The organism is Zobellia russellii, from assembly GCF_044597075.1.
GTDB classification, from domain to species: domain Bacteria; phylum Bacteroidota; class Bacteroidia; order Flavobacteriales; family Flavobacteriaceae; genus Zobellia; species Zobellia russellii.
Genome location: NZ_CP139000.1, coordinates 74,235 through 95,258 on the forward strand (window position 1 = coordinate 74,235; position 21,024 = coordinate 95,258).

The window sequence follows — 21,024 nt, forward strand, 5'->3', positions numbered from 1 at the left end:
ATATTGAATACTATGGCAAATTCATCGGCTAGAAAGGCTTTGGAGCAGGGACAGGGAATTTTACGTTTGGCACCAACATGGGTACCGCGTTCTTTTTGTGTTCCGGGTAGAAGGATAAAATTGCACCCAGATGATTATTACGTTTTGGGAGGGGAGCGTGGAGGTATAGATGAACGTTGGTTTTCTTCAACGACACCTGCGGAAAATGGACCGTTAACCGGAGAGAACGAAGGTTTAAGTCCGGTTGTTTTTGAAGAAGATGGCAAAGAAGTGCAGATTCTTTTAAAAGATGTTATTGATGAATTAAAAGGTGAGATTATTGGAGACCGTTTATGGAACGAGTACCAAAGTTGGCCTATGTATTCCAAGTTTTTTGATAATATGGGACCGTTGCCACATCACATTCACCATAATGATGAGCATGCGGCCAAAATTGGTCAAAAGGGAAAACCGGAAGCATATTATTTTCCACCTCAGGTAAATAACCATGGAGGCGATTTTCCGTACACTTTCTTCGGAATAACTCCGGGTACGACCAAAGAGGAGATAAAAGAATGTCTAAAGAACTTTACCAAAGGAGATAACAAGATTACAAACTTTTCATCAGCCTTTAGATTGGAACCGGGAACGGGTTGGGATGTGCCGCCGGGAATGCTTCACGCTCCAGGTAGTATGTGTACCTACGAACCGCAAAAAGCATCCGATGTGTTTGCAATGTACCAATCTTTGGTAAATGAAGCTATTATTCCGGAAGAACTGTTGTGGAACGGAACTCCAGAGGATAGGAAAGGAGATTTTGACCAGCTTATGGAAGTAATAGATTGGGAATTGAATACGGACCCCAACATGTTGGAAACCCGTTTTATGAGGCCTATTCCTGTGAAACCTTTGGAGGAAATGGAGGCAGAGGGTTATGTTGATAAATGGATTTGTTACCGTTCCGATGCTTTTAGTGCCAAAGAATTGACGGTTCTGCCAGAGCAAACAGTCACCATTAAGGATAGTGCTTGTTATGGAATGATTATGATGCAAGGCCATGGTAAGATGGGTGTTTGGGATATAGAGACCCCGTCACTTATCAGATACGGACAATTAACACATGATGAATATTTTGTAACTGAAAAAGCTGCAAAAGAAGGTGTTACCATCGTAAATCATAGTAAAACCGATCCTATTGTAATGTTAAAACATTTTGGACCAAAAAATCCTGACCTTAAATTATAAATAAACCGTATTTTAGAGCAAGTGTATTTTTTACGTTTAAAATTACGCTAAAAGAAAGAAGTAAATACGTATAATTTAAAAGAACAGAAGTATGAAAGACAACACTTTTCCAAAACTCCACAATGCCTCATGGCCTGGTATTGTTGGTAAAGGACCAGATTCGGAACCGCCTATTTCGTTTGATCAAATGCTTGATATGACTGCAAATGCAGAAGTTAACGGTATTAAGTTTGATGGAATAGATATTGGGTTATTTGATCCACATGTTGATATTCATAGTTCTGATGATGACATTAAAAGACTTGCGGATAAGGTTGCTGGTCGCAATCTGAATATTGGCACATTGGTCGCACCTATTTGGGGCGGACCTACCTTGGGTTCAGATGAAGACCGTAAGACATTTGTAGCTATGGTACAACGTGCGTGTCATTTTGGAAAAATTTTCAGGGAGCACGGTGTAAGACAATATGGTGTTATTAGAATAGATTCTGCCTCTAGTTCGGAAGACTGGGCCAAGGATCCAGTAAACAATACCAAATTGATTGCTAAAACCTTTCGTGAGGCATGTGATGTAGCTGCGGATTATGATGAGAAATTAGCTGCAGAAGGTGAGATTTGCTGGGCGGGAATGCATAGCTGGAAGGCTATGGTAGAAACTTTAGAAGCTGTAGATAGACCCAATATTGGTTTTCAAGCAGATATGTCTCATACCTTATTATATCTATTGGGCTATAACGCGCCAGAAGATAGAATTCTGCCGCAGGATTTTGATTGGTCGGACAGAAAAACATTGGAAGCGGGTCTTAAAACCGTTACGGATGCTTTAAGACCATGGACCATAGATTTTCATGTGGCCCAAAATGATGGAACGGTACATGGTACCGGTTCACATGATAAAACTGGGCGTCATTGTCTGGCCACGGATCCAAACGGTAAATTAGATGTTGCTAAGGATGCCGGCTACTGGTTAAGAGACGGAAATGGCGAATTGACAAAAGCGGTTAAACATATTTGTTGGGATGGTTGCATGTTTGATAATGATGTGATGCTAAAACAGCAGACTTGGAACGATATTTTGGCAACCCTTATTAAGGTTCGCGAATTACATGGATGGAGTTAACTAACAACAAAAAAGAGAAAAACTATGTCATTTGTTACAGTTAACGGAGTTCAGTTAAATTACGAAATAAGAGGAGAGGGCAAGCCCTTACTTTTAATAATGGGTATTACGGCTGCATCGGCAGTTTGGGAAAAGCATGTTTCGCATTGGGAAAAGGAATACCAATGTATACTTTTTGATAATCGCGGAGTAGGATTGTCCGATAAACCGGAAGGACCTTATACCACGGCTCAAATGGCCGATGACAGTGCGGCGCTTCTAGATGCATTGAACATTACTAGTGCAGCTGTTGTTGGGGTTTCCATGGGAGGAGCTATAGCCTTGCAGATGTCTATTAGGCACCCTGAAAAGGTTTCGGCTATGGTAGCTATGTGTCCTTGGGCCAGTTGCGATAGAAAGGGTGAAGCTATATTTAGGCACATTACACATATAAAGGCGCATCTAAGGCCGGAGCAGTTTGCTAATTTTATGCAGTTGCTCATTTTTGACAAGCCCACTTTTGATGATGATGCCGAATTTGAAGGATTGCTAAGTGGCCAAAAAGGTGCTGCTTTAGAAGCTATTCAACAACCCCTACATGGATTGGAAGCTCAGGCAGAAGCCTGTATTAGTCACAACGTGGTGGCACAATTACCTCAGATTAAATCGCCTACGCTTGTAATAGGAGGTAAGCAAGATATGTTCGTACCGGAATGGATGGTACGTGAAGTGTCAGATGGGATTCCAAATAGCGAACTTCACTTGTATGATAATGCAGGTCACGCTTTCCATTGGGAGAAATTGGACGATTTTAATCCAAGAGTGTTGAACTGGTTAAAAGCCAACTATTAAGTCAGGTTATGTATGGAACGTTTACGGGTAATACCTATCGTTTTATAAATGACCCATCTAATCCTAACAAAAAATAATATTGCAATGTCAAAAATAAAAATTGGTTGCGAAACCTATACTTGGGCAATGTCCGGTGAAAAATATAAAAATAAATTAAACCATATAATTGAGGTAACCTCTAAAGCGGGGTTTAAAGGTGTTGAGCCAGATACGGGTTTCATGAACGGGTTTACAGATCCTAAAGTTTTCAAGGAGACCTTAGATAAAAACAATATTGAATTGTCTGTCCTATGTCATGTAGAAGACTGGAGGAATCCAAAGGAAACTGATGAGGAAAAGAGAAATGCCGATCAATGGATCGAGTTCATGAAGCATTTTCCGGAAGCCATATTGTTACTGGTGCAAATGCCAGGGCAAGACCGTGAGCACCTGCAAGAACGGCAACAGAATCTATTGAGCTGTGTAAATGAGATTGCCACTAGAGCGGCAGGGGAAGGTGTGGTGTGTTCGTATCACCCTAATTCTCCAATGGGCTCTATATATAGAACAGAGGAGGATTATAAAATTCTATTGAACGGTCTGGATAGTAATGTGATCAAATACACACCGGATGTGGGGCATATGGCCAAAGGGGGTATGGATCCCTTACCTATTATAAAACAGTATCGCGAATTGGTAAACTGTGTTCATTACAAGGATATGTATGATAATGGAAAATGGGCAGCAATGGGCGATGGTATAATTGACTTTAAGGGAATAACATCGTATTTAAAGGAAACCGATTTTGAGGGGTGGATTATTGTAGAGGATGAATGTGACGCTGCAATAACCGATCCAGACGGGGTTACTTTAAAAGATGGTATTTACATAGAAGAGGTTTTAAGGCCTTTGATATAAATGAATATAAACATTTTTTAAACTTAAAATTACAGCAAATGGCACACAAAAAGGAACTCCGTATAGGATTGATAGGAACTGGTTTAATGGCAAGGACGCACACAAATGGCTACAAACGTAGTGGTGATTTTTTTCCTGAACTTGAATACCGCCCAGTTTTAAAAACGGTGTGTGCCAGAACCGAGGAAAAGGTAAAAGCTTTTGCTGAGCAATGGGGATTTGAATCTTATGAAACCGATTGGAAAGCGGTTATTGCCAGAGAGGATATTGACGCTGTCGATATCTGTACTCCCAACGATATGCATGCCGATATTGCTATTGCTGCAGCCGAGGCCGGTAAAATGGTCCTTTGTGAAAAACCTTTGGCCCGTACCATTGCTGAAGCCCAGCCAATGGTAGATGCTATTAAAAAAGCAGGCGTAGCTAACACGGTTTTTTATAATTACCGTCGTATTCCGGCAGTAACCTTAATCAAACAAATTGTAGATTCCGGTAAGTTGGGCAAGATATTCCATTACAGGGCTAACTTTTTGCAAGATTGGACCATTAATCCGGAACTGCCTCAAGGCGGCGAGGCTTTATGGCGTTTAGATGCCGAAGCAGCAGGTTCCGGGGTAACGGGAGACTTATTGGCACATTGTATAGATAGTGCCATGTGGTTGAACGGGCCAATAAAGGATGTATCCGCGGTAACCGAGACATTTATTAAGGAGCGTGTGCATCAAGGAACGGGCGAGGTAAAAAAAGTAACTATAGACGATGCATGTATTTTTCATTGTCATTTTGAGAATGGAGCTCTAGGCTTGTTTGAGGCAACACGTTATGCTCGTGGGCATAAGGCCCTAAATACCTTAGAGATAAATGGGGAGCATGCTTCGTTACGTTGGGATCTGCACGATATGAACTATCTTGAAATGTATGACCATGCAGATGATGCCATAGTAAGAGGATGGAAAAGAATCTTGATTACGGACAGTGATCAGCCTTATATGGATAAATGGTGGATTCCTGGTACGTCTATCGGGTACGAGCACTCATTTGTACATCAAGTAGCCGATTTCTTAAAGAGCTTGGAAACAGGGGAGCCTTGTGAGCCTAGTTTTGAGAATGCTCTAATGACGCAAAAAGTTTGCGAAGCTGTAATCAACTCGGCCAATTCTAAAAGTTGGAAAGATACCGGTTTAGTTTAGAAAAGTAATTTTACATACTTTGTAAAACAAAATAAAATCCCGCTAGCCGATTAGGTTAGCGGGATTTTTATGTCAATAGATTTTGAGCAGTTATGCTGAACGATACCAGCTGTACATTTTCTCAATACCTTCTTTAAGGTCAATGTTATGTTTCCAACCTAAACCATGTAGTTTGGAGACATCGGTTAATTTCTTCATGGTGCCGTCTGGCTTATCGGCATTAAAATTTAAAGAACCTTTAAACCCTACCATTTCCTTGATTGATTCTGCCAGCTCGCGAATTGAAAGATCTTTACCTGTACCTATGTTGATATGGGTATTGCGAATCTCTTTTTCACCAGTGGCATAGGTGTCTTCAAAATTTCTGCTTTTCATGATAAATATACACGCATCGGCCATATCTTCGGACCAAAGAAATTCGCGCATAGGCTTGCCGCTTCCCCAAATTTCCACACTAATCTCGTTACCGGTCTTTTTAACACCGTATTTCTCAAGAATAGCATAGATATCGGATTCGCTAGCATTACCGTCTACACCTTCGATTGGACGTTCGTTCAAATCTTTTCTAACGTTGTCCCAATCTTGTGTCTCTAAAGCATTGCCCAAATGCATTTTTCGAATTAGTGCGGGTAGCACGTGCGATTTCTCTAAATCGAAATTATCATTGGGGCCGTAGAGGTTTGTAGGCATAACGGAAATAAAGTTTGTTCCGTACTGTAAATTGTAGCTCTCGCACAATTTAATACCTGCAATCTTAGCAATTGCGTATGGTTCGTTGGTGTATTCCAAAGTATCCGTAAGAAGGTAATCTTCTTTCATGGGTTGAGGACACTCCTTAGGGTAAATACAGGTGCTTCCTAGGAACAACAGTTTTTTTACGTTGTTTAAATAACTGTGGTGAACCACGTTATTCTGAATCATAAGATTAGCGTAAATAAAATCTGCCCTATAGGTGTTATTGGCAACAATACCGCCCACTTTAGCCGCAGCAAGAAAAACATATTCCGGTTTTTCTTCGGCAAAAAATGTGGCAACGGCATTAGCATCCGTCAAATCAAGTTCAGCATGTGTTTTCAAAACAAAATTTGAAAAACCATCTGCTTTCAGTTTTTTGAGAATGGCACTACCAACAAGACCTCTATGTCCTGCAATATAAATTTTTGCGTCTTTGTTCATGCTATTCAAAATAGTTCATGATACGATAGCCACCATCTTTCAGATAGGTGTCTTTCTTCATCAATTTTAAATCGCTTTGCATCATATCTTCAACCAAGTCCTTTAAATCGTACTTAGGAGTCCATCCTAGTTTGTTGTTAGCTTTGCTTGGGTCTCCAATAAGTAAATCAACTTCCGTAGGTCTAAAGTATCTTGGATCTACAGCAACTATTTCTTTTCCTATTTCTACTTGGTAATCCGGGTTACTGCAAGAAACTACAGTTCCTATTTCATCAACACCTTCACCTGAGAAAGCAACTTCTATTCCTGCCTGAGCAAAACTCATTTTTACAAAATCACGAACAGTGGTAGTTTTACCCGTGGCAATTACCCAATCCTCAGCTTCGTCAGCTTGAAGGATCATCCACATCATTCTAACGTAATCTTTGGCATGGCCCCAGTCTCTTTTGGCATCAAGGTTACCCAAGTAAACTTTGTCTTGAAGACCTAATGCTATTCTGGAAGCGGCTCTTGTAATTTTACGAGTAACAAAAGTTTCTCCACGAATAGGGGATTCATGATTAAAAAGAATACCGTTACATGCGTACATTCCGTATGCTTCACGGTAGTTTACCGTAATCCAATATGCATACATTTTTGCAACAGCATATGGGCTACGAGGGTAGAACGGAGTGGTTTCCGATTGTGGTACTTCCTGCACCTTTCCGTATAGCTCAGAAGTTGAAGCTTGGTATATTCTTGTTTTTTTCTCCAGACCCAAAAGACGCACGGCATCTAGGATACGTAATGTACCTATGCCATCTGCATTTGCAGTATATTCAGGAGTTTCAAAAGAAACGGCAACGTGGCTCATTGCGGCCAAGTTGTATATTTCATCTGGTTGAATCTCTTGAATAAGACGTATAAGGTTTGTACTATCGGTCATATCGCCATAGTGCAAATGAAGGTTTCTTCCCTCAACATGTGGGTCTTGGTATAAATGGTCAATTCTGTCAGTATTAAAAAGAGAAGATCTTCTTTTTAGTCCGTGAACTTGATATCCTTTTTTTAGTAAAAATTCAGCCAAGTATGCTCCATCTTGACCTGTAATTCCTGTAATCAAACATTTTTTCATAATGCTGAGTTCTAATGGTTTTTTATTTATAGTGGCAAAGATGTAGAATTATATCTTTAGACAAGTAAGATTTGCCTCAAAATTATCTAAAAATAAGGATATTAAGGTAGCAAGGTGTATACTTTGAGAAACCCATATTTTGATATCGGTTTTATAATAAAAATTGTAACCGACATAGGTTTTCCATAGGAATCAGGAAAATGTTTATTCCTTGAACATCTCTGGAAGCGGATGTTCCCAACCTTCCCTATAACCACGCTGAAGAAGTTTTGTTGCTTCAGGGTCATTTGCCACGGACAACTGTTTTTGGTCATAAACCAATGGCCTGTTTAGTTCCATGGCCATATTGGCCAGGATACAGCTAGCAGTAGAAATATGGGCTTCTTGAATATTGGCTACAGGCTGTGTTTTATGTTCTATAGCTTGTAGGAAATCTAGCATGTGGGCCCTTGTGGCCGGTGCTGCATGTAGTTCAATATCATTTTCCGTTAAGTCCTCCGGGTACTTTTCTCTTTCGTAGATAACATCGCCATGTATTTTCTTACCGTCACCATGAGGTACAAAATCATACTTTTTTACATCTCCGGAGAGTGTTCCGTTCTCTCCATAAAGTTTAAAAGACCAGGGATATTCAGGGTCGGCAGGTGTTCCCCAGGACCTATGGTTCCAAATGCAATCAAGCTCATCAAATTCAAAAACGGCGGTTTGTGTATCTGCAATGTTGGACTTCCCTTCTTTTTGAACATAAATGCCCCCTGTAGCACTTATTTTCTTTGGCCAACCTAAATCTAGCATCCACCGTACGGTATCTAACATATGTACACACATATCACCCGTTATACCATTACCATATTCCATGAAAGTACGCCACCAGCGTCTGTGAGGTAAACCGTCAAATGGTCTCAAGGGGGCTGGGCCTGTCCACATATCATAATCAAAAAAATCAGGTACCGGCACAACAGGCGGATTGCCATTGGCTCGCATATGGTAGTAACAACAAATTTCTACATGAGAGATTTTACCCAGTAATCCAGCATCTACAATATTCTTCTTGGCTTCTACCAAATGGGGTGTACTCTTTCTTTGCGTACCCACTTGCACAACTTTTCCGTATTTGTTTGCTGCGGCAACAAGGGCTTCCCCTTCCATTACATCTACACTTATGGGTTTCTGAAGATAGAGGTGAGCTCCGGATTTTAAGACATTTATACCCTGCAGAGCATGCCAATGGTCTGGACTTCCCACAAGAACAATATCCAAATCCTTTTCGGCGAGCATCTTTCTATAATCGGTGTACAGACGGGGAGTCTTTTTTGATTTTTGGCGAAGCGCAACCAATTTACCCGCTTCCTCCAGCATATGCCGGTCTACATCGCACAGGGAAATTACTTCAACATTCGTAACCTGCATAAGCCGGAAAAGATCACTCTTTCCATACCAACCTGTACCTATAAGCCCCACTCTAAAGGCTTTTTCCTTATGAGCAAAATCTAGTCCGTATGCTCCAAAGGTGGATAGGGCCATTAGACTAGAAGTATTTTTAATGAATTTTCTCCGGCTTATAGAATTGTTTCTCGTGTACATAGCTTTTAGGTTCGGTTCGCTTTCTAAAGATATTTAAATGATTACAATTAACACTATAGTATTGGGGTACTTTAAGAAAATAGTATATTTAAATCTTGATCCAACTAATATCCGATTTTTATGAAATTTAGATTTTTTATTGTTGCTTTTTTATTGATGTTGTCATGCCAATCGATTTGGGCGAAAATTGAATTGCCCAACCTGTTTTCCGATAATATGGTGATACAACGGAATGAAAAAGTTTTGTTCTGGGGATGGGGAAATACGGGTGAGGAAGTAACTGTTTTTACAAGTTGGGATAATAAAGAATATAAGGTAAAGGCCACCATAAATGCCAAATGGAAATTAGAAATAGATACTCCCGAGGCAGGTGGCCCGTATAACATTACGTTTAAAGGTGATGAAAATCAAATAAGGTTAAAAAATGTCATGATCGGTGAGGTTTGGTTGGCTTCGGGACAGTCCAATATGGAATGGAGTGCAACAACAAACAAGGGTATTGATAATGCCGAGGAAGAAATAAAAAATGCCAATTACCCTAATATTCGATTTTTTACGGTAGCCAGGCGTACATCAGATTTTCCGCAAGAAAATATTCCAGGGTCTTGGGAAGTATGTACCCCGGATACTATGAAAGATTTTAGTGCTGTAGCCTATTTTTTTGCAAGAAGGTTACAGGGCGAACTAGATGTGCCTATTGGTTTAATAGATAATGCATGGGGCGGTTCGCCAGCAGAGGTCTGGACTCCAAAATCGGTTTTTGACGCCCATGAAGATTTAAAACTTTCTGCTGAGGGTCTTGAAGAAACGCCGTGGAGCCCTGTATCGCCCTCGCAATTATATAATGGAATGGTTCATGCCATTACTCCGTTCAAAATTGCCGGAACAATTTGGTATCAAGGAGAATCCAATAGAGGTAGAGCCAATGTTTACGGTAAACTTTTTTCGGAAATGATAAGTTCTTGGCGAAACGCATGGGGCTCTGAATTTCCATTTTACTATGTGCAGATAGCACCATTTAATTATAACGAACCCGAACAAGGTGTTATGATAAGAGATGTGCAGAGACGTGTTTTGAAAACCATACCAAATTCTGGAATGGTAGTGGTTAGCGATATTGCTACAATTGATGATATTCACCCTACGAACAAACAGGACGTAGGTCTTCGTCTGGCAAATTTGGCGCTCAAAGAAACCTATGATAGTTATGATGGAGAGGTGTATGGTCCCCTTTTTAAGGAGGTAAACCTGCAATGGAAAAAGATTGAAGTGATTTTTGACCATGCAGATGGACTCATGTTTACCGATAAAAAGGAAAGCTATTTTGAAATTGCGGGAGCAGACGGAATATTTCATCCCGCGAAAGCGAAAATTGAAGGGAATAAGGTTATTTTGACCTCCAAAGAGGTGAAAGCACCTTTAAAAATAAGGTTTGCATGGGACAATATTGCAGAACCTAATCTCTTTAATGCAGCTGGTTTACCAGCCTCGGCTTTTATAAGTGAGTAACTTTGACCTCCCGCTTTTTTTTTGAATTATAACTCCCATTGTGATTTAGTTCTCACGGAATAAGAATAATATTATGACCTTACGATATTCTAGTATTTGGACCGGTTTTATGGCTTTGGCCATGTTTTTTGTTGTTTCCTGTAAAAGGGAAAAAGAGAAGCAAGAAGCAACGGAACATAAATATACCAATGCCCTTGCAAATGAAACGAGTCCGTACTTGTTACAGCATGCTCATAACCCGGTAAATTGGAGGGCATGGAGCCAAGAGGCTTTAGATGATGCAAAAAAAGAGAATAAACTGGTCCTGGTGAGTATTGGTTATTCTTCATGCCATTGGTGCCATGTCATGGAAGAAGAAACTTTTGAAAATGAAGAAGTCGCGAAAATCATGAACGACAATTTTATAAATATTAAAGTGGATCGAGAAGAACGTCCAGATGTTGACCAAGTATATATGACCGCATTGCAATTAATCTCCGGTAATGGAGGTTGGCCTTTAAACGTGATTACTTTACCAAATGGTAAACCTCTTTATGGCGGAACATACCATACCAAGGACCAATGGGAAAAAGTATTAACGAAAATCAGTGAGCTTTATAAAAATGATCCCAAGAAAGCAGAAGAGTATTCGGATATGGTAGCTGCCGGTATTGCAGAGGCCAACCTCATTGAACCAGCAAAAGGGTTTGATGCCATTACCAAAGAGGCTTTAAAAACCAGCGTTGCAAATTGGAAAGAGAATTGGGATGCCCAAGGAGGAGGTGAAAAGGGTGTCCAGAAGTTTATGATTCCTTCTAATCTAAATTTTTTATTGGATTATGCAGATTTGGCAAATGACGATAAGGCGAAAACTCATGTTAGAAATACCTTGGATAAAATGGCTCTGGGGGGAATATATGATCAGATCGGCGGTGGTTTTTACAGATACAGTACAGATGCTTTTTGGAAGGTACCTCACTTTGAAAAAATGTTGTACGATAATGCCCAAGTTTTAAGCCTGTATTCAAAAGCATATTCTGTTTTTAAAGATGATAGTTATAAAAATATTGTTTGGGAGACCGTAGATTTTTTGGATAGGGAAATGAAAGATGAAAATGGCGGATACCATGCTGCTTTGGATGCGGACAGCGAAGGGGAAGAAGGAAAATTCTATGTGTGGAAGGAAGAAGAGTTAAAGTCGGTTTTAGGAGATGGATTTGAACTTTTTTCAGCATATTATACAATTAAAAAAGAGGCTATTTGGGAACATGAAAACTATGTCTTACATAGAAAGGCAGATGACGCTGCGTTCGTGAAAAAGCATAATATAGACCAAAGCAAACTGAATTTTATAAAGTCTGAATGGAACAAAAAGTTGTTGGAGGCAAGGAATAAAAGAGTGCGCCCTAGGAGTGATGATAAGATTATAACGTCTTGGAATGCGTTACTTATAAACGGTTTTGTAGATGCTTATAAAGCTTTTGGTCAGGAGCAATTTTTAGATAAGGCAAAAAGTGTTTTCACTTTTATAAAATCCAATTCTTATCAAAACGGAAAGCTGGTTCATACGTTTAAAAAAGGAAGTCAGCGCAAAGAAGGTTTTATAGAAGACTATGCGTTCATGATAGATGCTTCGCTACAAATGTATGGGGTAACATTGGATACACAATATCTTGACTTTGCCAAAGAGCTGAATCACATTGCAGAAACCGAATTTGCTGATGAAACTTCAGGAATGTACCATTATAATGAGGGTAACGACCTTATCGCCAAAATAATTAAAACGGATGACGGAGTGCTGCCTTCCCCTAATGCTGTAATGGCATATAATCTTTTTAGGTTAGGACATATAGAATATAATGTCGATTTTACCAACAAGTCCAAACAGATGTTATCCGCAATGGTACCCGCTATTATAGAAAGCGCCCCTAGCTATTCCAAATGGAACGCACTGTTACTTAACAATACCTACCCTTATTTTGAGATTGCCGTAGTGGGCAAGGATGCACCTGTTCTGGTAAAGGCCTTAAATGAAATTCCAATGGCAAATGCTTTGGTGGTCGGAAGTAAATCTGAGAGTAGTTCCCCACTGTTTAAAGACCGCTATGTTGCAGATGGCACCTTTATTTATGTATGTCAAAATACCACCTGTAAATTGCCGGTAAAAACTGTAAATGAAGCACTTGGTCAAATGAGGAATTTTTAAATCACCAGAATTTACAAGCCGATTGTTAAAAAAGTGGTGCGTAAACACTTTTTATTTATAAATTGTGGCAACAAACTAACAAAAATTAACAATTTATGCAGATTAAGGAAAACCCGGAAGAATACGATGTTATCATCGTAGGCTCAGGGGCAGGTGGTGGTATGGCCACGAAACAACTAGCAGATGCCGGACTAAAGGTAGCTGTAGTAGAAGCCGGCCCTTTCTTCGACCCCGCAGACCCAAAAACAATGACCCAATTGAAAAACCCCTATGACTCACCACGTCGTGGAGCGGGTACCACCCGTGCCTTTGGGGAATGGGATATGTCCTATGGCGATTGGCACGTAGATGGAGAACCTTATACACATGCGGAAGGTACCACCTTTAAATGGTGGCGTTCAAGGATGCTCGGTGGCCGTACCAACCACTGGGGAAGGATTTCACTACGTTTTGGACCATTGGATTTTAAAGGCAAGACGCGAGATGGTTATGGAGAGGATTGGCCTATTGGGTACGAAGATGTAAAACCATATTATGATAAAGTAGATAAATTAATTGGGGTGTTCGGCACCAATGAAGGTCGTGAGAACGATCCCGATGGTTTTTTTCTTCCTCCTCCTAAACCAAGGCTACATGAACTTTTCTACATAAAAGGAGCTAAGAAGTCAGGTATTCCGGTTATTCCGGGAAGACTTTCAATGCTTACCAAGCGTATTAACAATGAACGTGGGGTATGTTTTTATTGTGGTCAATGTAATAGATCATGCTCCGTTTATGCAGATTTCTCGGCAGGTAGCTGTTTAATCTTTCCAGCGCAAAAAAATGGGGGTCAAGTAAAACTCTATGTAAATGCCATGGTTCGTGAAGTAACCACAAATGAAGAAGGAAGAGCTACTGGCGTATCATATATCAACAAAGAGGATAGAAAGGAATATAAGTTAAGGGGTAAGGTAGTGGTGCTTGCGGCTTCGGCCTGTAGTTCTGCACGAATTCTATTGAACAGTAAAAGTAAACAACATCCTAACGGACTAGGAAACAGCAGTGACCTTGTTGGTAAATACTTGCATGATTCCACAGGTAGTAGTGGTATGGCATTCGTGCCGGACTTAATGGACAGGGACGTATCCTATAACGAAGATGGTGTAGGAGGTATGCACGTATACAGTCCATGGTGGGGAGATAATAAGAAGTTAGGATTCCCAAGAGGGTACCATATTGAAGTTTGGGGCGGAATGGGACAACCTAATTATGGTTTTGGTTTTGATCAGGATAGCTTCAATAAACTGGTGGGGAAACCTACCGGCGGATATGGAGATAAACTTAGGGAAGACGTTAAGCGGTATTATGGTGCAATAGTAGGATTTGGCGGTAGAGGAGAAGGTCTAGCGGTAAAAGAGAATTATTGTGAGATAGACCCTACCACAGTAGATGATTATGGTATTCCCGTTTTAAAGTTCAATTATAAATGGTCCGATATTGAAGTGCGTCAGGCCAAGCATATGCAGGATACTTTTGAAGAGATTTCACACAATATGGGCGGAATCTATTTGAACAAACCAGGTAAAGATAAAGATTACGGCCTTCATGCTCCGGGAGAAATTATACACGAGGTAGGTACTACCCGTATGGGTAACGACCCTAAAACTTCGGTAACCAATAAGTTCAACCAATTACATGACGTAGACAATGTTTTTATAGTTGATGCTGGACCGTTCGTTTCGCAGGCTGATAAAAATTGTACTTGGACTATTTTGGCCCTATCGTGGAGGGCATCGGATTATATTATTGAACAACTGAAACAACAAAATCTCTAATGATGGACAGAAGAAAGAGTATACAGACCATGATTTTGGGTGCAGGGGCTTCTGCAATAGCCTTTCACGGATGTAAGACCGAAGGTGCGGAGCCAGCAATACCGGAAACTGCCGTTACTACGGATACCAATTATTATGGAAGGACACCCAAAGAGCTGGAGCGCGTAGAGAAGTTGAATGCAGAACAATTGTTCAATGAGCATGAAATGGAAACCATTGCCGTTTTGAGTACGGTAATCCTTCCTCCAAAAGAACCGCACGGAGGGCCTATTGAAGCCGATGTTCCTGAGTTTATTGAGTTTATTGGTAAGGATATACCTCAAATGCAGAATACGCTATTGGGCGGGTTAATGTGGTTGGATCATAAATCCAATACGGATAACGGCGTAGAGTTTAAAAGTGCAAGTTTGGAGCAACAAAAGCAAATTTTGGATACCATTTGTAACCACGATTTGGAGGTGCCGCTGGACGACCAACCGTTAGAAATCCAGTTTTTTGCGTTAATGAGAAACTTGGTGGTTACCGGATATTATACTTCAAAAGTAGGTATTGCCGACTTGGGTTATAAAGGTAACTCCCCCAATGTATGGGACGGCGTGCCGGATGAGGTGCTTAAAAAACACGGAGTGGAATATGACCCGGAATGGATTGCAAAATGCGTGGACCAAAGCAAAAGGAACGATATTGCGGAATGGGACGAACAAGGAAATTTATTGACCTAGCTAGGGGTTGGTAGAATAGAATTTTAACGGAAAGCTGAAACTTTAGAAAGTTTCAGCTTTCAACTAATATATAGAAAATGAAAAAACTAAATGTTTTTATTGCAACTGCTCTTTTTACGGTATCGCTATCGGCGCAAGAAGTGGGGCTGCAGTTGTACAGTTTACGTAATCAGTTTAAAACAGATGTGCCCGGTACTTTGGAAACCATCCAAGGGTGGGGCATTACCAAAATTGAAGGTGGTGAAACGTATGGTCTGTCTTTAGATGAATTCAAGAAGTTGTTGAAAACGAATAGTCTTGATGTAGTAAGCGTAGGAGCCAAATTTGGAGATTTGGAAAAGAATGTAGAACAAGTAGTGGAGAACGCTAAAGCATATGGAGCTAAGTATGTTATGTGTGCCTGGGTTCCACATGATGACAATAAATGGGATTTAGAAGAGACCCAACATGCTTCGGAGGTGTTCAATAAAGCGGGTAAAATACTAAAAGAGAACGGTATTACTTTGGCCTATCACCCACATGGGTATGAATTTAGACCTTATGAAGATGGAACTTTGTTTGACTATATGATTCAAAACGCTACGGATTATACTTTTGAACTGGATGTGTTTTGGGCGCAACACGGTGGTGCAGACCCTTTAGCATTGATGAAAAAATATAAATCCAAGTTTACACTTCTTCACCTTAAGGATATGGAAAAAGGTGTAAAGGGTAATAATACGGGACAGGAAGACCATGAAACTAATGTGGTTTTAGGTCAAGGCCAAATAGATATTGCGGGAATCGTTGCTGAAGCCAAGGAATTGGGTATTGAGTATGTGTTCATTGAGGATGAATCGTCTAGTGTAGTTGAACAGGTACCTCAAAGTTTGGAATATTTAAAAAGCTTGGATAAGTAAACAAGGCCAAGAGTATGCTATAAACTAAAAACCCTGCCTTTTAAGCAGGGTTTTTTATTTCTTGGTAAAACAATACCCTTTTATAGATTCGGAAAGAGTTTAATGCAATCAATTTATTCGCTTAAACAATAAAAGCCTGACATCGGCAACTTCGTCTCCAGTAACTTCTAGAGCTTTTAAAGTTAACGTTCCTCTTCCTTTTTTTAGAATCATAGTGCCTAATTTCATAGGCTTGAAATCTTTTGTATAAGATTCCATTCTTGGTATCCGGTCGTTTTCTGCGCCGCTTAAGGGAGGGTCGTGAGCTACGGATATTTTAGTGGCAATTTTACTGTTACCCATACCAAGTTCTATAATGGAGCCAATATTTTTTTCTGGAGAGGTGTAGAATAATTGAACTTCAAACTGTCCATCGGCAAGAACTTCAATGTCCCAAGTAATCGAGTCCTTTTTGCTTTTCCAATTGGTAAGAAATGTGTCGTTAGGGTACTTATTACTTCGTTTAATATTTCCGAGGGCAATAGCATCACGTGCGGGTAGTTGGGTAAATTGAAAATCAGGATGGCCAAGAGTAAAAGGCCTATCGTCAGTTTCTAAAGTAGACGGATTTACTTCTGTTAGCCAATTTTCCTTGGCTTTGATTAATGAATCAACAAGCTTCGGAAATCGTTTTGAAATATCATTGGTTTGTCCTCGGTCTTTTCTTATATCGTATAGACGGTTTTCGTTGTCCAGCCGATAATCTTGAGTCCGTACACTGGTATGGCCGTTCCAATGGTTAAAGATAGGTCTGTCTTCCCAACTGGGGTCATCTTTGAACAATAAAGGAGATAGATCCTTACCGTCAATGGGTTTGGTCTTATCAGTAGAGATATTTAGCATGCTGGTTACAGTAGGTAAGATGTCTATGGCACTAGCAAGTTGCAGTACTTTTTTTCCGGGATGGATAGCATCTGTCCATTGTATATATAATGGACTCCGTACCCCACCTTCGTCCGTTGAACCTTTTTTACCCCTCATGCCACCGTTCCACCTAAAACTATTTGGGCCGTTGTCCGTAAGGTAGATTACAATAGTGTCGTCATCAAGATATAATTTGCGCAATTTTGCAGTAATCCGGCCCACGTTGTAATCTATATTTTCCACCATGGCCAATGCCGCCTTTGTAAAATCTATGTCTTCATTGGTTTTATCATCGGAATATAACCTGAGTTCTTTCTTGGTAAAACGATTCCAGTACTCATCCGGTACTTGCATTGGGCTGTGGGGCGTGTTGTACGGTAGATATAGAAAGAAAGGGTCTTGCTTGTTCGTTTCAATAAAATTAAGGCCATGGTCGGTGAGGTCATCTACAAGAAAACCTGTTCCCTTTACAATTTCGCCATTATGCTCCAGCATAGGGCTAAAATAATTTCCCCAATGACCGGAGGCAAATCCGTAGAAATCATCAAAACCTTGTGAGTTGGGGTGGTAAGGCGGTTGCATGCCGTTGTGCCATTTGCCATAGGCAGCGGTTTTATAACCTGATTTTTTCAAGATTTCCGCCAACGTAGTTTCTTCAAAATCCATCCGCTCACCTCCCGAAGAAGTTGAGTAGACACCCGTTCTAGGAAAATACCTTCCGGTAAGTATTTCTGCACGGGTAGGGGAGCAAACCGGTTGTACATAAAAATTTTCAAAAGAAGCCCCATATTTGCCAATGGCATCTATATTCGGGGTTTCTAGATTGGTATTTCCACTACTACTTAAATCGCCCCAACCTTGGTCATCCGTTACAATCAAAATAATATTGGGAGGTTTGGTAGAACGGTCAGTTTTGGTGTTTTTTTCAGTTTTGTTCAAATCACCCTTACACGTTACAAACGATAAACTAAATATGCACAAGACGGATATTTTAAGTAATTGAGGTAGTACCATGCGTATAGTTTAAAAGAAGAATATGGTTAGGAGCTTATTTTTTTTCGATAGATATAACTCTAACAGCTCATGAATATAGTGATAAAACCAAATAGAAATTTGAAGATGAAATAGATTTTTCCATGAAAAAAAATACTTATATTATGATGATTTAAATTCAACGTACTACTTATGTGTTCCCACTTTTTTAAGCATTTTCCCCTAGGGTTCTATGCCCTTATGTTACTGTTCTGTTCCTGTTCGGATATGGAATCTTCCAAAAATTATGTTTTGGAGGGTTCTTTGCGTAAATGGCAGCCCGTGACATTGACTTTTAATGGCCCTGAAGTATCGGAAACAGACTCTATAAGTCCCTTTTTAGATTACTCGCTACTTGCAAAATTTTCAAATAAGGATACCACGTATATGGTACATGGTTACTTTGCAGGAGATGGTGAAGCGGCGGATACAAGTGCGGATTCCGGAAATAAATGGCGAGTTAAATTTTCTCCCAATACCGTTGGAAATTGGAAGTTTCAGGCGTATTTGATGGAGGGTGAAAACATTGCCGTAAAGCAGTTCTCCTTACCAAAGAAAAATAAAAGTATTTGGGATGTAAAGGGAAGTTTTGAGATACAGCCCGTAGATTCTACAGCAAAAGGATTTTATAGTACAGGAAAGTTGACTTACGATGGAACCCACTTTCTTAAGTGCAGTGAGGACCAAAAACCTTTTTTGAAAAATGGAGTAGGTAGCCCAGAAAACTTCTTGGCCTATTCGGAATTTGATGGAACATTTGACAATGGCGGTCCGGCCACACCAACATTAAATGATGGCCTTCATGAATATGCATCACATATTGATGATTGGAAGACTTCTGATCCGGTATGGGGTTTCTACAATGGTAAAGGAATAATTGGGGCTCTTAATTATTTATCGGAAAAAGGAATGAACAGTCTTTATTTTTTGGTGATGAATGAAAATGGAGATGGAAATGATGTCTGGCCTTGGATTGCACCCAAGGAACAAACGCGCTATGATATTAGTAAGCTGGACCAGTGGGAAGTTGTTTTCACCCATATGGACCAGCTAGGAATGGCCATGAACGTTTTTACCCAAGAAACGGAGAACGATACCATATTGAACAAAGGGGAACTGGGGTTAGAGCGAAAACTTTTCTATAAAGAACTCGTAGCCCGTTTTGGTCATCATTTGGGAGTTGTTTGGAATTTGGGAGAAGAGACCAACCGGAGTCCGGAACAACTAAAAAGTTATGCGGATTATATTCGTAAAATAGACCCTTATAATCACCCTATAGCTGTTCATAATCACGTTCGGGTTACTGGAGAGCGCAGAGAGGGTAGGCCCTTGGATCCTATTAAGGAAACGTTTACCCCTATGTTGGGGCATCGCAATTTTGAAATCCCTTCTTTACAGATGTATGACACTACAGAAGTGCATAAAGAAGTTAAGAAGTGGATAGATTTATCAGCCAAGAAAAAGAAACCTTGGGTAGTATATCTTGATGAAATTGGCCATTGGGATATTGGTATAACAACGGACACTGCAGCAAATAATAACCATGATATGGTTATGCACAGTAGTCTGTGGGGAAGTTTAATGTCCGGGGCGGCAGGAACTTCTTGGTACTTTGGGGGAAAAGATACACCCAATAATGATATTTCGGCCGAGGATTTTAGGGCTCGTGATGCTTGGTGGGATATTACCAATAATGCCAAAAAGTTCTTTGAAGACCACTTGCCGTTCCATACCATGCAAAATCATGATGAGTTGGTAAGTAATAACAAGGCGTACTGCTTTGCTAAAAAGGATGAGATTTATCTAGTGTACCTTCCGAAAAATGAAACTACGGACCTTGCCATTGGTGATGGGGCCTTTACCATTGCTTTTTATGACCCAAAAGCAGGAGGTATGCTTTATGATAAACAGAACGAAGGTTGGAAAATTACTAAACCCAACAGTGTAGAATTATCCGCCTACAATGGACAAAAAGAAAAAGATTGGGTAATTGTAATTGCTAGAAAGTAATATCTTGCATATATAATCTGAAACTCGGTTTACATCAATCTATACTAAGACCTATGTAATATAGTTTAGGCCGATAATTTATTTTTATGAGGAATTTTTATACTGTACTTACCCTAATACTTTTTTTTATTTCATGTGGGGAAAACCCAAAAACTAAAAAGAACATAGAGCAAAATACAGAAGTAAGTATAGACCAGATTGATACGGTGGTCAAGGAAAAACCAGCTCCGCAAAAGGTTTTCAGGACATTTAAGGATTTGACGGATACCACCTTTGTTCGCTTAGCCGATTTTAGTGATGGGTTTGCCTATGACTTACGTTATGCAACCAAGAATAATTTTCTTAAGGAAAAGGTCTATGATTGCGCAGAGTGCTATACCCGGGTAATAACGGTTAAGGCGCTATTGAAGGCAAATGAAGATTTCAAAAAGAATGGGGTTCGCATCAAGTTCTTTGATTGTTACAGGCCAAATTCAGTACAATATAAAATGTGGAAAATAGTTCCCAATCCCCAATATGTAGCCAATCCAAAAAAAGGCTCCATACATAACAAAGGTGGAGCCGTAGATATTACCTTGGAAACCTTGGAAGGTGAAGAACTGGATATGGGAACCGACTTTGATTTCTTTGGAAAGCGAGCATATCATGATAATTTTAATCTACCAAAAGAGATACTGGATAACCGAAAACTGCTAAAAGAAACTATGGAGAAGCATGGGTTTTGGTCCACTAGAACGGAATGGTGGCATTATAATTTAGAAGGGGCGCATAAATATCCTATTGCAAATTTTAAATGGGATTGTAATTAATGATA

General features: G+C 40.0%; 16 protein-coding genes. 12 read left to right on the forward strand and 4 right to left on the reverse strand.

Annotated features, from left to right (window positions below):
* Positions 1-12 precede the first annotated feature (12 nt).
* The 5 genes from SJY45_RS00290 to SJY45_RS00310 all read left to right on the forward strand — a co-directional run bounded on the left by SJY45_RS00290 (position 13) and on the right by SJY45_RS00310 (position 5,262).
* Complete coding sequence (locus tag SJY45_RS00290; RefSeq protein ID WP_400072855.1) at positions 13-1,224, forward strand: class I mannose-6-phosphate isomerase; 1,212 nt, start codon at positions 13-15, stop codon at positions 1,222-1,224.
* A 91-nt stretch (positions 1,225-1,315) separates the two neighbouring features.
* Positions 1,316-2,344, forward strand: a complete 1,029-nt coding sequence (locus SJY45_RS00295; RefSeq protein ID WP_400072857.1) for a sugar phosphate isomerase/epimerase family protein — start codon at positions 1,316-1,318, stop codon at positions 2,342-2,344.
* Between the two features lie 24 nt (positions 2,345-2,368).
* Positions 2,369-3,175, forward strand: a complete 807-nt coding sequence (locus SJY45_RS00300; RefSeq protein ID WP_215441649.1) for an alpha/beta fold hydrolase — start codon at positions 2,369-2,371, stop codon at positions 3,173-3,175.
* Positions 3,176-3,259: 84 nt separating this feature from the next.
* Positions 3,260-4,072 carry a sugar phosphate isomerase/epimerase family protein gene (locus tag SJY45_RS00305; protein ID WP_400072859.1) on the forward strand — a complete coding sequence of 271 codons (813 nt, stop codon included), beginning with the start codon at positions 3,260-3,262 and terminating at the stop codon, positions 4,070-4,072.
* 38 nt (positions 4,073-4,110) lie between these two features.
* Positions 4,111-5,262: a Gfo/Idh/MocA family protein gene (locus SJY45_RS00310; protein ID WP_215914789.1), complete on the forward strand. Its 1,152-nt coding sequence runs from the start codon at positions 4,111-4,113 to the stop codon at positions 5,260-5,262.
* A 90-nt stretch (positions 5,263-5,352) separates the two neighbouring features.
* Here SJY45_RS00310 and SJY45_RS00315 read toward each other — a convergent pair whose 3' ends face one another.
* The 3 genes from SJY45_RS00315 to SJY45_RS00325 all read right to left on the reverse strand — a co-directional run bounded on the left by SJY45_RS00315 (position 5,353) and on the right by SJY45_RS00325 (position 9,076).
* Positions 5,353-6,438 carry a GDP-L-fucose synthase gene (locus SJY45_RS00315; RefSeq protein ID WP_215441643.1) on the reverse strand — a complete coding sequence of 362 codons (1,086 nt, stop codon included), beginning with the start codon at positions 6,436-6,438 and terminating at the stop codon, positions 5,353-5,355.
* Position 6,439: 1 nt separating this feature from the next.
* Entirely contained in the window at positions 6,440-7,552 is a 1,113-nt protein-coding gene (gmd, locus tag SJY45_RS00320) for a GDP-mannose 4,6-dehydratase (RefSeq protein WP_215441641.1), read from the reverse strand.
* 204 nt (positions 7,553-7,756) lie between these two features.
* Positions 7,757-9,076, reverse strand: coding sequence for a Gfo/Idh/MocA family protein (locus SJY45_RS00325; RefSeq protein WP_400072862.1), 1,320 nt, complete (start codon positions 9,074-9,076; stop codon positions 7,757-7,759).
* Between the two features lie 180 nt (positions 9,077-9,256).
* On the opposite strand from SJY45_RS00325, the gene SJY45_RS00330 reads away from it, so the two are divergent.
* The 5 genes from SJY45_RS00330 to SJY45_RS00350 all read left to right on the forward strand — a co-directional run bounded on the left by SJY45_RS00330 (position 9,257) and on the right by SJY45_RS00350 (position 16,265).
* Positions 9,257-10,645 carry a sialate O-acetylesterase gene (locus SJY45_RS00330; protein ID WP_400072864.1) on the forward strand — a complete coding sequence of 463 codons (1,389 nt, stop codon included), beginning with the start codon at positions 9,257-9,259 and terminating at the stop codon, positions 10,643-10,645.
* 73 nt (positions 10,646-10,718) lie between these two features.
* Positions 10,719-12,830, forward strand: coding sequence for a thioredoxin domain-containing protein (locus tag SJY45_RS00335; protein WP_400072865.1), 2,112 nt, complete (start codon positions 10,719-10,721; stop codon positions 12,828-12,830).
* 95 nt (positions 12,831-12,925) lie between these two features.
* Positions 12,926-14,644: a GMC family oxidoreductase gene (locus SJY45_RS00340; protein WP_215441635.1), complete on the forward strand. Its 1,719-nt coding sequence runs from the start codon at positions 12,926-12,928 to the stop codon at positions 14,642-14,644.
* Positions 14,645-14,646: 2 nt separating this feature from the next.
* Positions 14,647-15,366, forward strand: a complete 720-nt coding sequence (locus SJY45_RS00345; RefSeq protein WP_215441752.1) for a gluconate 2-dehydrogenase subunit 3 family protein — start codon at positions 14,647-14,649, stop codon at positions 15,364-15,366.
* 77 nt (positions 15,367-15,443) lie between these two features.
* Entirely contained in the window at positions 15,444-16,265 is an 822-nt protein-coding gene (locus SJY45_RS00350; protein WP_400072866.1) for a sugar phosphate isomerase/epimerase family protein, read from the forward strand.
* 108 nt (positions 16,266-16,373) lie between these two features.
* Here SJY45_RS00350 and SJY45_RS00355 read toward each other — a convergent pair whose 3' ends face one another.
* Positions 16,374-18,107 carry an arylsulfatase gene (locus SJY45_RS00355; RefSeq protein ID WP_400072867.1) on the reverse strand — a complete coding sequence of 578 codons (1,734 nt, stop codon included), beginning with the start codon at positions 18,105-18,107 and terminating at the stop codon, positions 16,374-16,376.
* Positions 18,108-18,353: 246 nt separating this feature from the next.
* On the opposite strand from SJY45_RS00355, the gene SJY45_RS00360 reads away from it, so the two are divergent.
* Together SJY45_RS00360 and SJY45_RS00365 are read left to right on the forward strand one after the other, a co-directional pair.
* Positions 18,354-20,210 carry a DUF5060 domain-containing protein gene (locus SJY45_RS00360; RefSeq protein WP_400072868.1) on the forward strand — a complete coding sequence of 619 codons (1,857 nt, stop codon included), beginning with the start codon at positions 18,354-18,356 and terminating at the stop codon, positions 20,208-20,210.
* Between the two features lie 86 nt (positions 20,211-20,296).
* Positions 20,297-21,019: a M15 family metallopeptidase gene (locus SJY45_RS00365; RefSeq protein ID WP_215441627.1), complete on the forward strand. Its 723-nt coding sequence runs from the start codon at positions 20,297-20,299 to the stop codon at positions 21,017-21,019.
* Positions 21,020-21,024 lie beyond the last annotated feature (5 nt).

Excerpts from the sequence above, each read along its gene's own strand:
- SJY45_RS00290 (WP_400072855.1), top strand. The coding sequence starts at position 13 with ATGGCAAATTCATCGGCTAGAAAGGCTTTGGAGCAGGGACAGGGAATT.
- SJY45_RS00295 (WP_400072857.1), top strand. The coding sequence starts at position 1,316 with ATGAAAGACAACACTTTTCCAAAACTCCACAATGCCTCATGGCCTGGT.
- SJY45_RS00300 (WP_215441649.1), top strand. The coding sequence starts at position 2,369 with ATGTCATTTGTTACAGTTAACGGAGTTCAGTTAAATTACGAAATAAGA.
- SJY45_RS00305 (WP_400072859.1), top strand. The coding sequence starts at position 3,260 with ATGTCAAAAATAAAAATTGGTTGCGAAACCTATACTTGGGCAATGTCC.
- SJY45_RS00310 (WP_215914789.1), top strand. The coding sequence starts at position 4,111 with ATGGCACACAAAAAGGAACTCCGTATAGGATTGATAGGAACTGGTTTA.
- SJY45_RS00315 (WP_215441643.1), bottom strand. The coding sequence starts at position 6,438 with ATGAACAAAGACGCAAAAATTTATATTGCAGGACATAGAGGTCTTGTT.
- gmd (WP_215441641.1), bottom strand. The coding sequence starts at position 7,552 with ATGAAAAAATGTTTGATTACAGGAATTACAGGTCAAGATGGAGCATAC.
- SJY45_RS00325 (WP_400072862.1), bottom strand. The coding sequence starts at position 9,076 with ATGGCCCTATCCACCTTTGGAGCATACGGACTAGATTTTGCTCATAAG.
- SJY45_RS00330 (WP_400072864.1), top strand. The coding sequence starts at position 9,257 with ATGAAATTTAGATTTTTTATTGTTGCTTTTTTATTGATGTTGTCATGC.
- SJY45_RS00335 (WP_400072865.1), top strand. The coding sequence starts at position 10,719 with ATGACCTTACGATATTCTAGTATTTGGACCGGTTTTATGGCTTTGGCC.
- SJY45_RS00340 (WP_215441635.1), top strand. The coding sequence starts at position 12,926 with ATGCAGATTAAGGAAAACCCGGAAGAATACGATGTTATCATCGTAGGC.
- SJY45_RS00345 (WP_215441752.1), top strand. The coding sequence starts at position 14,647 with ATGGACAGAAGAAAGAGTATACAGACCATGATTTTGGGTGCAGGGGCT.
- SJY45_RS00350 (WP_400072866.1), top strand. The coding sequence starts at position 15,444 with ATGAAAAAACTAAATGTTTTTATTGCAACTGCTCTTTTTACGGTATCG.
- SJY45_RS00360 (WP_400072868.1), top strand. The coding sequence starts at position 18,354 with ATGTGTTCCCACTTTTTTAAGCATTTTCCCCTAGGGTTCTATGCCCTT.
- SJY45_RS00365 (WP_215441627.1), top strand. The coding sequence starts at position 20,297 with ATGAGGAATTTTTATACTGTACTTACCCTAATACTTTTTTTTATTTCA.